The 14,471-nt window shown below is 55.6% G+C and carries 11 protein-coding genes, 2 tRNA genes and 1 rRNA gene; 11 read left to right on the top strand and 3 right to left on the bottom strand.

The window, feature by feature from the left end; translation table 11 throughout:
• Positions 1-771 carry a Sec-independent protein translocase subunit TatC gene (gene tatC, locus V1566_RS01890; protein WP_023309607.1) on the top strand — a complete coding sequence of 257 codons (771 nt, stop codon included), beginning with the start codon at positions 1-3 and terminating at the stop codon, positions 769-771.
• Between the two features lie 41 nt (positions 772-812).
• Complete coding sequence (gene tatD / locus V1566_RS01885) at positions 813-1,595, top strand: 3'-5' ssDNA/RNA exonuclease TatD (RefSeq protein ID WP_395304918.1); 783 nt, start codon at positions 813-815, stop codon at positions 1,593-1,595.
• Here tatD and rfaH read toward each other — a convergent pair.
• Positions 1,592-2,083 (bottom strand): transcription/translation regulatory transformer protein RfaH, encoded by a 492-nt coding sequence (gene rfaH / locus V1566_RS01880; protein ID WP_395304917.1) that lies wholly within the window; start codon positions 2,081-2,083, stop codon positions 1,592-1,594. The genes tatD and rfaH overlap by 4 nt on opposite strands.
• Before the next feature lie 173 nt (positions 2,084-2,256).
• On the opposite strand from rfaH, the gene ubiD reads away from it, so the two are divergent.
• Both ubiD and fre read left to right on the top strand, forming a co-directional pair.
• Positions 2,257-3,747 (top strand): 4-hydroxy-3-polyprenylbenzoate decarboxylase, encoded by a 1,491-nt coding sequence (ubiD, locus tag V1566_RS01875; RefSeq protein ID WP_162269347.1) that lies wholly within the window; start codon positions 2,257-2,259, stop codon positions 3,745-3,747.
• Positions 3,748-3,789: 42 nt separating this feature from the next.
• Positions 3,790-4,491: an NAD(P)H-flavin reductase gene (gene fre / locus V1566_RS01870; protein WP_008501516.1), complete on the top strand. Its 702-nt coding sequence runs from the start codon at positions 3,790-3,792 to the stop codon at positions 4,489-4,491.
• 161 nt (positions 4,492-4,652) lie between these two features.
• On the opposite strand, the gene fadA is transcribed toward fre, so the two are convergent.
• Both fadA and fadB read right to left on the bottom strand, forming a co-directional pair.
• Positions 4,653-5,816 carry an acetyl-CoA C-acyltransferase FadA gene (gene fadA / locus V1566_RS01865; RefSeq protein ID WP_395304916.1) on the bottom strand — a complete coding sequence of 388 codons (1,164 nt, stop codon included), beginning with the start codon at positions 5,814-5,816 and terminating at the stop codon, positions 4,653-4,655.
• A 9-nt stretch (positions 5,817-5,825) separates the two neighbouring features.
• Positions 5,826-8,015, bottom strand: a complete 2,190-nt coding sequence (gene fadB, locus V1566_RS01860) for a fatty acid oxidation complex subunit alpha FadB (protein WP_395304915.1) — start codon at positions 8,013-8,015, stop codon at positions 5,826-5,828.
• Positions 8,016-8,205: 190 nt separating this feature from the next.
• On the opposite strand from fadB, the gene pepQ reads away from it, so the two are divergent.
• From pepQ to V1566_RS01825, 7 genes are all read left to right on the top strand, one after another.
• Complete coding sequence (gene pepQ / locus V1566_RS01855; protein WP_395305945.1) at positions 8,206-9,537, top strand: Xaa-Pro dipeptidase; 1,332 nt, start codon at positions 8,206-8,208, stop codon at positions 9,535-9,537.
• Positions 9,537-10,151: an IMPACT family protein gene (locus V1566_RS01850; RefSeq protein WP_395304914.1), complete on the top strand. Its 615-nt coding sequence runs from the start codon at positions 9,537-9,539 to the stop codon at positions 10,149-10,151. Before pepQ ends, V1566_RS01850 begins: the two co-directional genes overlap by 1 nt.
• A gap of 39 nt (positions 10,152-10,190) precedes the next feature.
• Complete coding sequence (gene trkH, locus V1566_RS01845) at positions 10,191-11,642, top strand: Trk system potassium transporter TrkH (protein WP_023309600.1); 1,452 nt, start codon at positions 10,191-10,193, stop codon at positions 11,640-11,642.
• A gap of 10 nt (positions 11,643-11,652) precedes the next feature.
• Positions 11,653-12,198 carry a menaquinone-dependent protoporphyrinogen IX dehydrogenase gene (hemG, locus tag V1566_RS01840; RefSeq protein WP_395304913.1) on the top strand — a complete coding sequence of 182 codons (546 nt, stop codon included), beginning with the start codon at positions 11,653-11,655 and terminating at the stop codon, positions 12,196-12,198.
• Between the two features lie 354 nt (positions 12,199-12,552).
• A 16S ribosomal RNA gene (locus tag V1566_RS01835) occupies positions 12,553-14,092 on the top strand.
• Positions 14,093-14,161: 69 nt separating this feature from the next.
• Positions 14,162-14,238 (top strand) — tRNA-Ile (locus V1566_RS01830).
• A 38-nt stretch (positions 14,239-14,276) separates the two neighbouring features.
• Positions 14,277-14,352: transfer RNA gene (locus V1566_RS01825), tRNA-Ala, on the top strand.
• The last annotated feature ends 119 nt before the right edge of the window (positions 14,353-14,471 follow it).

The raw sequence follows: 14,471 nt of genomic DNA, 5'->3' as shown, positions 1-14,471 counted from the left end.
ATGGCAGTAGATGATACTCAACCGCTGATTACGCATCTCATTGAGCTGCGTAAGCGCCTGTTAAACTGCATTATTGCGGTTTTACTCATATTCCTGTGCCTGGTCTATTTTGCCAACGATATCTATCAGGTGGTGTCTGCGCCTCTGATCAAGCAGATGCCGCTGGGCGCAACGATGATTGCAACAGACGTTGCTTCTCCGTTCTTTACCCCCATCAAGCTGACCTTCTGGGTGTCGTTGATTGCCTCTGCACCGGTCATTCTTTACCAGGTGTGGGCGTTTGTGGCGCCAGCGCTGTATAAGCATGAACGCAAGCTGGTGATCCCGCTGCTGGTGTCCAGCTCGCTGCTGTTCTATATCGGCATGGCGTTTGCCTATTTCGTTGTCTTCCCACTGGCCTTCGGCTTCCTGACGCATACCGCGCCGGAAGGGGTCCAGGTGTCGACGGATATCGCCAGCTACCTCAGCTTTGTGATGGCGCTGTTTATGGCGTTTGGCGTGGCATTCGAAGTGCCGGTGGCCATTGTGCTGCTTTGCTGGGTAGGGGTAACGACCCCGGATGACCTGCGTAAGAAGCGTCCGTATATCCTGGTGGGCGCCTTTGTGGTCGGCATGCTGCTGACACCGCCGGACGTGTTCTCTCAGACGCTGCTGGCCATACCGATGTACTGTCTGTTTGAAGTCGGCGTATTCTTCTCGCGTTTCTACGTGGGTAAAGGACGTCGAGCGGATGACGAAGACGATACGTCCGACAAGACCACTGAAGAGTAAAACCAGCCGCCCGTCAGGGCGGTTGTTATATGGGGATTTGCATGTTTGATATCGGACTCAATCTGACCAGCTCGCAGTTTGCGAAAGATCGTGATGAGGTGGTTGCGCGCGCGTTTGCCGCCGGGGTGAAAGGACTGCTGCTGACGGGTACCAACCTGCATGAGAGCGAGCAGGCGCAGCAGCTGGCGCAACGCTACGATCGCTGTTGGTCTACTGCTGGTGTGCATCCTCACGATAGCAGCCAGTGGACCGCGGAAAGTGGCGACACCCTGTACAGGCTGGCGAAGACGCCAGACGTTGTGGCGATTGGCGAATGCGGTCTCGATTTCAACCGTAACTTTTCAACGCCTGAAGAGCAGGAAAAGGCGTTCACTGCCCAGCTTGCGCTGGCGGCAGAGCTTGGAATGCCCGTATTTATGCACTGCCGCGACGCGCATGAGCGTTTCCTGGCACTTCTGGATCCGTGGCTGGAGAAACTGCCCGGCGCGGTACTGCACTGCTTCACCGGTTCACGGCACGAAGCGCTGGATTGCCTGAAGCGAGGGCTTTATCTGGGTATTACCGGCTGGGTTTGCGATGAGCGTCGCGGGCTTGAACTTCGGGAGCTGTTGCCAGCGATCCCGGCTGACCGGTTGCTCATTGAAACCGATGCACCTTATCTGCTACCACGCGATATGAAACCCAAACCGGCATCGCGGCGAAATGAGCCCGCGTATCTGGGGCACATTGTTGAAAGCGTTGCGAAGTGGCGCGGAGAGGATCCGCACTGGCTTTCGGCGCAGACGGATGACAACGTGCGTAATCTGTTCGGGATAAACGTTTAAAGTTTGCGGAAGTCGGTGTTTTTAACGCTCTGTAGCACCTGCTTGTTCAGCAGATTGAGCAACAGCATAGAGCGCGCTTCCCCGTCCGGCTCGGCAAAAATCGCCTGCAGGCCTTCGAAAGCGCCTTCGGTAATCACGACGCTATCGCCCGTGTAAGGGGTTTCGGGGTCGGTGATCCCTTCAGGCTGTTGATAAATCGACAGTTGATGAATGACCGTCGACGGAACCGTTGCCGGTTGGGCGCCAAAACGAACGAAGTGGCTGACGCCGCGCGTTGCGCTGATGGTGGTGGTGTGGATGACTTCCGGATCGAACTCCACGAACAGATAGTTCGGGAACAACGGCTCACTGACGGTTGTGCGCTTCCCGCGCTGCATTTTTTCAAGCGTGATCACGGGTGTCAGGCAATTTACAGACTGACGTTCAAGATGTTCCTGCGCGCGCTGAAGTTGCCCGCGTTTGCAATACAGTAAATACCAGGCCTGCATAATCACTCTTTCCCTTAGTTCGGGGCGCAAGCATATCAAAACCCTGGCGGGATCGCTAAGTTGATTATAATGGGGGAAAATGGAACAGAACGCATAAGTTCACGCTTATTTAACAAAATTACAGCATCAAGCAGGCTTACGCCGTATAATGAAGCGCTTACAGAGAGGCCATGATTAACTGCATGAAATACCACGATCTCCGCGACTTCCTGACGCTGCTGGAAAAGCAGGGTGAACTCAAACGTATTACACTTCCTGTTGATCCTTATCTGGAGATGACAGAAATTGCTGACCGCACCCTGCGTGCCGGTGGCCCCGCATTACTGTTTGAAAATCCCAAAGGTTACTCAATGCCGGTGCTGTGCAACCTGTTTGGTACACCGCGTCGTGTTGCATTGGGGATGGGGCAGGAAGACGTCACGGCGCTGCGTGAAGTCGGTAAACTGCTGGCGTTTCTGAAAGAGCCGGAGCCACCGAAAGGTTTCCGCGATCTGTTCGACAAACTGCCGCAGTTTAAACAGGTGCTGAACATGCCCACCAAACGCCTGCGCGGCGCGCCGTGCCAGCAGAAAGTGCTGGAAGGCGATGCGGTTGATCTGACCAAAATACCTATCATGCAGTGCTGGCCTGAAGATGCCGCGCCGCTGATCACCTGGGGGCTGACCGTTACGCGCGGCCCGCACAAAGAGCGGCAAAACCTCGGTATTTACCGCCAGCAGTTGATTGGCAAGAATAAACTCATCATGCGCTGGCTGTCCCATCGCGGCGGCGCGCTGGATTTCCAGGAGTGGTGCGCTGCGCACCCAGGGGAACGTTTCCCGGTGTCTGTCGCCTTAGGCGCCGATCCGGCCACCATTCTGGGAGCCGTCACGCCGGTGCCGGATACCCTTTCTGAATATGCGTTTGCAGGCCTGCTGCGCGGAACGAAAACCGAAGTCGTTAAGTGTATTTCTAACGATCTCGAAGTTCCGGCCAGCGCAGAAATTGTGCTGGAAGGTTACCTTGAGCAGGGTGAAATGGCACCAGAAGGCCCTTACGGCGACCACACCGGCTATTACAACGAAGTGGATAACTTCCCGGTGTTTACCGTGACGCACATTACGCAGCGTGAAGATGCGATTTATCACTCCACCTATACCGGACGTCCACCGGACGAACCGGCGGTGCTGGGCGTGGCGCTGAACGAAGTGTTTGTGCCAATCCTGCAAAAGCAGTTCCCGGAAATTGTTGATTTTTATCTGCCGCCTGAAGGATGCTCGTATCGCATGGCGGTGGTCACGATGAAGAAGCAGTATCCTGGCCATGCTAAACGCGTGATGATGGGCGTATGGTCTTTCCTGCGCCAGTTTATGTATACCAAATTTGTTATTGTCTGCGATGATGACGTTAACGCCCGCGACTGGAATGACGTAATCTGGGCCATTACCACGCGAATGGACCCGGCGCGCGATACGGTGTTAGTCGAAAACACGCCGATAGATTACCTGGATTTTGCCTCGCCGGTTTCCGGTCTTGGCTCAAAGATGGGACTGGATGCCACAAATAAATGGCCTGGCGAAACCGACCGTGAATGGGGTCGCCCGATCAAAAAAGATCCTGCTGTGACCGCGCGAATTGACGCGATCTGGGACGAGCTGGCCATAATGAATAACGGTAAACCCTGAGCTGACCGTTAAGCCCTATAGACTTCCCGACAGAGAGAGCGAATGACAACCTTAAGCTGTAAAGTGACCTCGGTAGATGCCATCACCGACACCGTATATCGCGTCCGTTTAGTGCCAGAAGCGCCATTCTCTTTCCGCGCGGGTCAGTACCTGATGGTTGTGATGGATGAGCGTGATAAGCGTCCTTTCTCTATGGCCTCAACGCCAGCGGAGCAGGAATTTATTGAGCTTCATATTGGTGCGTCAGAGCTTAACCTGTATGCGATGGCCGTGATGGATCGGATCCTGAAGGAACGTGAAATCGTGGTGGATATTCCGCACGGTGATGCGTGGCTGCGCGATGACGAAGACCGTCCGCTGATCCTGATCGCTGGCGGTACGGGCTTCTCTTATGTGCGCTCTATTCTGTTGACCGCACTGGCGCGTAACCCGGACCGTGACATCACTATTTACTGGGGTGGCCGCGAAGAGAAACATCTGTACGACCTGTCTGAACTGGAAGCGCTGAGCGTAACCCATCCTAACCTGCGCATTGAGCCGGTGGTTGAGCAGCCGGAAGAGGGCTGGCGTGGTCGCAGTGGGACGGTGCTGACGGCGGTGCTGCAGGATCATGGCACGCTGGCAGGGCACGATATCTATATCGCTGGCCGTTTTGAGATGGCGAAAATTGCCCGTGACCTGTTCTGTAACGAACGTGACGCGCGTGAAGACCGCCTGTTTGGCGATGCGTTTGCCTTCATTTAAATAAAAAACCCGCCCCTGACAGGCGGGAAGAACGGCAACTAAACTGTCTCTCTTCGCCAATGACGCCACTGGCGGCGAGGTACCTCTCGTAGGCCGGGAAAGCGCAGCGCCTCCCGGCAAAAGCCCGATGGCGCGATGCTTATCGGGCCTACGTTATAGCCTTACACTCTCTCAAACACCGTCGCGATACCCTGACCCAGCCCGATACACATCGTTGCCAGACCAAACTGGGCATCTTTGCGTTCCATCAGGTTGATAAGCGTCGTGCTGATGCGCGCCCCGGAGCAGCCCAGCGGGTGACCGAGGGCGATCGCGCCGCCGTTGAGGTTAATCTTCTTGTCGATCTGATCCATCAGTCCCAGATCTTTAATGCACGGCAGGATCTGCGCGGCGAAGGCTTCGTTCATCTCGAACAGATCGATGTCGCTGGTGGTTAAGCCCGCTTTTTTCAGTGCCAGCTTCGAGGCCGGAACCGGGCCGTAGCCCATGATTGAAGGATCGCAGCCCACAACCGCCATCGAACGTACCCGAGCGCGAGGGGTTAAGCCCAGCTCGCGGGCACGGCTTTCGCTCATCACCAGCATCGCGGCGGCACCGTCTGACAGCGCCGACGACGTTCCCGCCGTTACCGTACCGGTGACCGGATCAAACGCAGGGCGCAGTGTGGAAAGCGCTTCTACGGTGGTTTCCGGGCGGATGACTTCGTCGTAGCTGAACTGCTTCAGTACGCCGTCTGCGTCGTGACCGCCGGTCGGGATGATCTCATTCTTAAAGGCACCGGACTGCGTCGCCGCCCATGCGCGAGCGTGAGAGCGCGCGGCAAAGGCATCCTGCATTTCACGGCTGATGCCGTGCAGACGAGAGAGCATCTCAGCGGTCAGACCCATCATCCCCGCGGCTTTCGCCACGTTACGGCTCATGCCCGGGTGGAAGTCAACCCCGTGACTCATCGGCACGTGGCCCATGTGCTCAACGCCGCCCACCAGGCAGGCCTGGGCATCGCCGGTCATGATCATGCGCGCCGCGTCGTGCAGCGCCTGCATTGATGAACCGCACAGGCGGTTCACGGTGACAGCCGGAACCGAATGCGGTATCTCCGCCAGCAGCGACGCGTTACGGGCGATGTTGAAACCTTGCTCCAGGGTCTGCTGCACGCAGCCCCAGTAGATATCGTCCAGCGCAGCAGGATCCAGCGCCGGGTTACGCGCCAGCAGGCTACGCATCAGATGCGCGGAAAGATCTTCTGCACGCACGTTACGGAATGCACCGCCTTTTGAACGGCCCATCGGGGTGCGAATCGCATCAACAATGACAACCTTTTCCATTGTGACTCCTTAAGCCGTTTTCAGCTCGCCAACCGGACGGGCTGGCTCAACTGCTGGATAGTAGGGTTCGTTATGGCGCGCTTTGTTGCGCAGCCCTTCCGGCACCTCATAAAGCGGGCCGAGGTGCTGATACTGCTGAGCCATATCGAGATAGCGGGCGCTGCCGAGCGTGTCCAGCCAGCGGAACGCGCCGCCGTGGAACGGAGGGAAGCCCAGGCCGTATACCAGCGCCATATCCGCTTCTGCCGGGCTGGCGATGATGCCTTCTTCGAGGCAACGCACCACTTCGTTGACCATCGGGATCATCATGCGGGCGATGATCTCGTCGTCGGTGAAGTCGCGTTTCGGCTGGCAAACGTCGGCCAGCAGACCATCCACCGCGGCATCTTCTTCTTTTTTCGGTTTGCCTTTGCTGTCTTCTTTATAGCGCCAGAAGCCCAGGCCGTTTTTCTGGCCGAAGCGGTTAGCGTCGAACAGCGCGTCAATGGCGTCGCGATAATCTTTCTGCATACGCTGCGGGAAGCCTGCCGCCATCACCGCCTGAGCGTGGTGGGCGGTATCAATGCCGACCACGTCCAGCAGATACGCCGGGCCCATCGGCCAGCCGAACTGTTTTTCCATCACTTTGTCGATTTTGCGGAAGTCCGCACCGTCGCGCAGCAGCTGGCTGAAACCGGCGAAGTAAGGGAACAGCACGCGGTTGACGAAGAAGCCCGGGCAGTCGTTAACCACGATCGGCGTTTTGCCCATCTTGCTTGCCCACGCCACCACTTTAGCGATGGTTTCGTCAGAGGTTTTTTCCCCACGGATCACTTCGACCAGCGGCATACGGTGTACCGGGTTGAAGAAGTGCATCCCGCAGAAGTTTTCCGGACGCTTCAGCACGCTCGCCAGTTCGCTGATTGGAATGGTGGAGGTGTTAGAGGCCAGCACGGTCTCAGGACGAACCTTGTCTTCCGTTTCCGCCAGCACCGCTTTTTTGACTTTCGGGTTCTCGACGACGGCTTCGACCACCACGTCGACACGGTCGAAACCGCTGTATTCCAGCACAGGCTGAATGGTGGAGATCACACCTGCAAGCTTCAGCCCGTCAATTTTTCCGCGTTCCAGCTGTTTATTCAGCAGCTTGGCCGCTTCGGTCATGCCCAGCGTCAGAGATTTCTCGCTGATGTCTTTCATCACCACCGGCACGCCTTTCCAGGCCGACTGGTAAGCGATACCGCCACCCATAATGCCAGCGCCGAGTACCGCCGCATGTTTTGGCGTCTCAACGTTTTTAGTCAGCTGTTTGGCTTTACCCTTCACGAACTGATCGTTGAGGAAGATACCGACCAGCGCGCGGGCTTCATTGGTGTGCGCCAGCGGGACAAAGCTCTGATTTTCGAGCTTCAGCGCCTCGTCGCGACCGAGACGGGCAGCCGCTTCAATGGTTTTTACCGCCGTGATCGGCGCCGGGTAGTGTTTACCCGCCGTCTGCATCACCATGCCTTTGGCGATGGTGAAGCTCATGGTGGCTTCAATTTTGCTGAGTTTTAACGGCTCCAGCTTCGGCTGGCGTTTGGCTTTCCAGTCGAGATCGCCGTTGATGGCCTGGCGCAGAATGGCGAGTGCGCCTTCAACCAGTTTCTCTGGTTTCACGACGCCGTCGACCAGGCCAATTTTCTGCGCCTGTTCGGCGCCGACGTCTTTACCTGCGGCAATGATCTCCAGCGCGCTGTCGGCACCCAGCATGCGCGGCATTCGCACGGAGCCGCCAAAGCCCGGCATGATGCCCAGCTTGGTTTCCGGCAGGCCGATGCGCAGGTCCGGCGTCGCCAGACGGTAGTCGGTCGCTAGCACGCATTCGCAGCCACCGCCCAGCGCGTAGCCGTTAACGGCGGAAATGGTCGGGACAGGCAGATCTTCCAGACGATTAAAGACGCTGTTGGCAAAGTGCAGCCACTGGCTCAGCTGTTCTTCCGGGACCAGGAACAGCGAAAGAAACTCGGTGATATCGGCACCGACAATAAAGGCCGCTTTGTTCGAACGCAGCAGCAGCCCTTTTAATTCAGGTTGTTTTTCAAGAACATCCAGCGCCTGGCCAAGACTGGCCACCGTCGCGGTATCAAGCTTGTTCACTGAGCCGGGGGCATCGAACACCAGTTCGGCAATGCCATCTTCCAGCCAGTTGAGGTACAGGGTGTCGCCTTTGTAAAGCATGTCAGTCTCCTGAATCCAGCAAGTGGATCTGGTCATACCAGATGAAACGGAGTGTGGAATTTATGTTAATAAAATGCAAATTACTCATTAAGAAATTGCTGCATTGATCACGGTCGGTGGAAATCACGCAGCTGGAGAGAGGTGTGCTAAGATGCGATGACTTGAGCTCAAGAAAACGTAAGGATGAATGATGGACTCACTGGCTTCGCTTTATAAAAATCATATCGTTACCCTACAGGAACGTACCCGTGATGTACTGGCGCGCTTCAAGCTGGATGCCTTGCTGATCCACTCCGGCGAGCTGATGAATACGTTTCTTGATGACCATGCTTATCCGTTTAAGGTCAACCCGCAGTTTAAAGCCTGGGTGCCGGTAACCCAGGTGCCAAATTGCTGGCTGCTGGTGGATGGCGTGAACAAGCCGAAACTGTGGTTCTACCTGCCGGTCGATTACTGGCACAACGTGGAACCGCTACCGACCTCTTTCTGGACGGAAGAGATTGATGTGATTGCACTGCCGAAAGCGGACGGCATTGGCAGCCTGTTGCCTGCGGCGCGTGGCAACATCGGCTACATTGGCCCTGTTCCAGAGCGCGCACTGGGTCTGGATATTCCGGCAGACAAACTCAATCCGAAAGGGGTGCTGGATTACCTGCACTATTACCGCGCGTATAAAACCGACTACGAACTTTACTGCATGCGTGAAGCGCAGAAAACGGCAGTGAATGGTCACCGCGCCGCGCACGAAGCGTTCCAGTCGGGTATGAGCGAGTTCGACATCAACCAGGCTTACCTGACTGCGACAGGCCACCGCGATACCGACGTGCCGTACAGCAATATCGTTGCGCTGAACGAGCACGCGTCTGTGCTTCACTACACCAAACTGGATCACCATGTTCCGTCGGAAATGCGCAGCTTCCTGCTGGACGCAGGGGCAGAGTATAACGGCTACGCGGCCGACCTGACCCGTACCTGGGCGGCGAATGCGGATACCGATTTCGCGCAGCTGATTAAAGACGTGAATGATGAACAGCTGGCGCTGATTAGCACCATGAAGGCGGGAACCAGCTATGTGGATTACCACATCCAGTTCCATCAGCGCATCGCGAAGCTGCTGCGTAAGCATCAGATTGTGAAAGACATGAGCGAAGAGGCGATGGTCGAGAACGATCTGACCGGGCCATTCATGCCGCACGGTATTGGTCACCCGCTGGGCCTGCAGGTTCACGACGTAGCGGGTTTTATGCAGGATGATACCGGTACGCATCTGGCGGCACCGTCTAAATATCCTTACCTGCGCTGCACCCGTATTCTTGAGCCGCGTATGGTGCTGACGATTGAACCGGGGATCTACTTTATCGAATCCCTGCTGGCGCCGTGGCGTGAAGGCCAGTTCAGCAAACACTTCAACTGGGAAAAAATTGACGCGCTGAAGCCGTTTGGCGGTATTCGCATCGAAGATAACGTTGTGGTTCACGAAAACGGTATCGAGAACATGACGCGAGACCTGAAGCTGGCCTGATGGAAAGCTGGCTGATACCGGCTGAACCGGTCACCTTTGTTGAGGAAATCAAGAAAAGCCGCTTTATTACGCTGCTGGCGCATACCGACGGCGTAGAGGCGGCAAAGGCGTTTGTCGAGTCCGTCCGGGCTGAGCATCCTGACGCACGTCACCACTGCGTGGCGTGGGTGGCAGGGCCGCCTGATGATTCGCAGCAATTAGGGTTTTCCGACGACGGTGAACCGGCGGGAACGGCTGGTAAACCCATGCTTTCGCAGCTGATGGGCAGCGGCGTGGGTGAAATTACCGCCGTGGTGGTGCGCTACTACGGCGGCATTTTGTTAGGTACCGGTGGGCTGGTCAAAGCGTATGGCGGAGGGGTTCAGCAGGCGCTGAATATACTCATAACCACCCGCAAAACGCCGCTCACCGAATATACTTTACTGTGCGATTACGCCCAGTTATCCGGCATCGAAGCATTGCTGAGGCAGTTTAACGGTGTCATCGCACACAGTGAATATCAGGCAATGGTGCAATTACGCGTGGCGCTTCCTCAGGCGGAACTGGCTGCTTTTTCAGCAAAACTTGCTGATTTTAGTCGTGGTTCGTTGCAATTGCTGCCGATTGAAGAATAATCCCCACCTCACTTTTGAATACCAAAGGAAGCGGCAGAGATGCATTTTCGTGCCATAACCCGAATCGTTGGACTGCTGGTCATACTCTTTTCCGGGACAATGATTCTCCCTGGACTGGTGGCGCTTATCTACCGGGACGGCGCGGGGCGGGCATTTACCCAGACCTTCTTTGTCGCGCTGGCGATTGGCTCGCTGCTGTGGTGGCCAAACCGTCGTCAGAAAGGTGAGCTGAAATCTCGCGAAGGCTTTCTGATTGTGGTCCTGTTCTGGACGGTGCTGGGGAGCGTCGGTTCGCTGCCCTTTATCTTCTCTGAGCAGCCTAACCTGAGCATCACGGATGCCTTTTTTGAATCCTTCTCTGGTTTAACAACCACCGGGGCGACGACGCTGGTGGGGCTGGATTCGCTTCCGCACGCCATTCTCTTTTATCGCCAGATGCTGCAGTGGTTCGGGGGCATGGGGATCATCGTCCTGGCGGTGGCCATTCTGCCGATTCTGGGCGTTGGGGGGATGCAGCTCTATCGCGCCGAAATGCCCGGGCCGCTGAAAGATAACAAGATGCGCCCGCGTATTGCCGAGACGGCGAAAACCCTGTGGCTGATTTATGTCTTGCTGACGGTAGCCTGCGCGCTTGCGCTATGGTTTGCCGGGATGCCTGCTTTTGATGCTATCGGACACAGCTTCGCGACGATCGCGATTGGTGGGTTCTCCACTCACGATGCCAGCGTCGGCTACTTCGACAGCCCTACGATAAATACCATCATTGCGATTTTCCTGCTGATCTCTGGCTGTAACTACGGTCTGCACTTCTCTTTACTGAGCGGGCGCAGCCTGAAGGTGTACTGGCGTGACCCAGAGTTCCGCATGTTTATTGGCGTCCAGCTGACGCTGGTGATCATCTGTACCCTGGTGCTGTGGTTCCATGATGTTTACAACTCCGCGCTGACCACGCTAAACCAGGCGTTCTTCCAGGTGGTATCGATGGCGACGACCGCCGGGTTTACCACAGACAGCATCGCGCGCTGGCCGCTGTTCCTGCCGGTGCTGCTTTTATGCTCTGCATTTATCGGGGGCTGTGCGGGGTCTACGGGCGGTGGCCTGAAGGTAATTCGTATTCTGCTGCTGTTTAAGCAGGGGAACCGCGAGCTGAAGCGCCTGGTCCACCCGAACGCGGTCTACAGCATCAAACTGGGGAACCGCGCGCTGCCGGAACGTATCCTCGAAGCGGTGTGGGGATTCTTCTCGGCGTATGCGCTGGTCTTTATCGTCAGCATGCTGGCGATCATCGCGACGGGGGTGGATGATTTCTCCGCCTTTGCGTCCGTCGTCGCAACATTGAACAACCTCGGGCCTGGCCTGGGGGTTGTGGCGGATAACTTTGCCAGTATGAACCCGGTCGCGAAATGGATCCTCATCGCCAATATGCTGTTTGGTCGTCTTGAGGTCTTTACGCTGCTGGTGCTGTTCACCCCTACATTCTGGCGCGAGTAAGGAGCCGTTGATGAAAACACTGATTCTTTTCTCTACGCGAGACGGGCAAACGCGTGAGATTGCCGCGTATCTGGCATCGGAATTAAAAGAGCTGGGTATTTACTCGGATGTGGTGAACCTGAACCGTGCGGATCAGATAACCTGGCAAGAGTACGATCGCGTGGTAATTGGCGCGTCAATTCGTTACGGGCGTTTCCATCCGGCGCTGGATCGCTTTGTGAAAAAGCACACGGCGGTACTCAATAAATTGCCGGGTGCGTTTTACTCGGTCAATCTTGTCGCACGTAAAGCCGAGAAGCGTACGCCGCAGACCAATAGCTACACGCGCAAATTTTTGCTTGGCTCGCCGTGGCAGCCAGACCTGTGCGCCGTCTTTGCCGGCGCGCTGCGCTATCCCCGCTACCGCTGGTATGACCGCTTTATGATCCACCTGATTATGAAGATGACCGGGGGGGAAACCGATACGCGTAAAGAAGTGGTTTATACCGACTGGTCGCAGGTGGCCAGTTTTGCGCGGGAAATCGCACATTTAACGGGCGATTCGCGACTTAAATAAGCGTTAAGTTTGAAAAGTGAGCGAACGAAAAGTTTTTTGTATTTTGTGCTTGTCACTTCAGAATAACTCCCTATAATGCGCCTCCACTGACACGGAACAACGGCACACACGCCGCCGGGTCAGCAGAGAAAAGCGAAAATAAACGCTTGACTCTGAAGCGGGAAAGCGTAATATGCACACCCCGCGCCGCTGCGAAAAGCGAAGCGGCACTGCTCTTTAACAATTTATCAGACAATCTGTGTGGGCACTCAAAGTGACATGGATTCTTAATGTCTCCGGACAATAAATGAATACCAAGTCTCTGAGTGAACATACGTAATTCATTACGAAGTTTAATTCACGAGCATCAAACTTAAATTGAAGAGTTTGATCATGGCTCAGATTGAACGCTGGCGGCAGGCCTAACACATGCAAGTCGGGCGGTAACACAGGGAGCTTGCTCCTGGGTGACGAGCGGCGGACGGGTGAGTAATGTCTGGGAAACTGCCTGATGGAGGGGGATAACTACTGGAAACGGTAGCTAATACCGCATAACGTCGCAAGACCAAAGAGGGGGACCTTCGGGCCTCTTGCCATCAGATGTGCCCAGATGGGATTAGCTAGTAGGTGGGGTAACGGCTCACCTAGGCGACGATCCCTAGCTGGTCTGAGAGGATGACCAGCCACACTGGAACTGAGACACGGTCCAGACTCCTACGGGAGGCAGCAGTGGGGAATATTGCACAATGGGCGCAAGCCTGATGCAGCCATGCCGCGTGTATGAAGAAGGCCTTCGGGTTGTAAAGTACTTTCAGCGGGGAGGAAGGCGATAAGGTTAATAACCTTGTCGATTGACGTTACCCGCAGAAGAAGCACCGGCTAACTCCGTGCCAGCAGCCGCGGTAATACGGAGGGTGCAAGCGTTAATCGGAATTACTGGGCGTAAAGCGCACGCAGGCGGTCTGTCAAGTCGGATGTGAAATCCCCGGGCTCAACCTGGGAACTGCATTCGAAACTGGCAGGCTAGAGTCTTGTAGAGGGGGGTAGAATTCCAGGTGTAGCGGTGAAATGCGTAGAGATCTGGAGGAATACCGGTGGCGAAGGCGGCCCCCTGGACAAAGACTGACGCTCAGGTGCGAAAGCGTGGGGAGCAAACAGGATTAGATACCCTGGTAGTCCACGCCGTAAACGATGTCGACTTGGAGGTTGTGCCCTTGAGGCGTGGCTTCCGGAGCTAACGCGTTAAGTCGACCGCCTGGGGAGTACGGCCGCAAGGTTAAAACTCAAATGAATTGACGGGGGCCCGCACAAGCGGTGGAGCATGTGGTTTAATTCGATGCAACGCGAAGAACCTTACCTACTCTTGACATCCAGAGAACTTAGCAGAGATGCTTTGGTGCCTTCGGGAACTCTGAGACAGGTGCTGCATGGCTGTCGTCAGCTCGTGTTGTGAAATGTTGGGTTAAGTCCCGCAACGAGCGCAACCCTTATCCTTTGTTGCCAGCGGTTAGGCCGGGAACTCAAAGGAGACTGCCAGTGATAAACTGGAGGAAGGTGGGGATGACGTCAAGTCATCATGGCCCTTACGAGTAGGGCTACACACGTGCTACAATGGCGCATACAAAGAGAAGCGACCTCGCGAGAGCAAGCGGACCTCATAAAGTGCGTCGTAGTCCGGATTGGAGTCTGCAACTCGACTCCATGAAGTCGGAATCGCTAGTAATCGTAGATCAGAATGCTACGGTGAATACGTTCCCGGGCCTTGTACACACCGCCCGTCACACCATGGGAGTGGGTTGCAAAAGAAGTAGGTAGCTTAACCTTCGGGAGGGCGCTTACCACTTTGTGATTCATGACTGGGGTGAAGTCGTAACAAGGTAACCGTAGGGGAACCTGCGGTTGGATCACCTCCTTACCTTAAAGAACCTGCCTTTGTAGTGCTCACACAGATTGTCTGATGAAAAACAGCAGTAAAAACCTCTACAGGCTTGTAGCTCAGGTGGTTAGAGCGCACCCCTGATAAGGGTGAGGTCGGTGGTTCAAGTCCACTCAGGCCTACCAAATTTGCGAAGCAAATTTGAAGAGGTTAGCAAAACGATGGGGCTATAGCTCAGCTGGGAGAGCGCCTGCTTTGCACGCAGGAGGTCTGCGGTTCGATCCCGCATAGCTCCACCATCTTTTACTGCGAACACAAGAAAACTTCAGAGTGAACCTGAAAAGGTGCACTGCGAAGTTTTGCTCTTTAAAAATCTGGATCAAGCTGAAAATTGAAACGACACATCTTTAAGGTGTGT

It is taken from the genome of Enterobacter sp. ECC-019 (assembly GCF_043974075.1).
Taxonomy (GTDB): domain Bacteria; phylum Pseudomonadota; class Gammaproteobacteria; order Enterobacterales; family Enterobacteriaceae; genus Enterobacter; species Enterobacter asburiae_D.
This window is presented reverse-complemented; position numbering and strand designations above follow the sequence as displayed.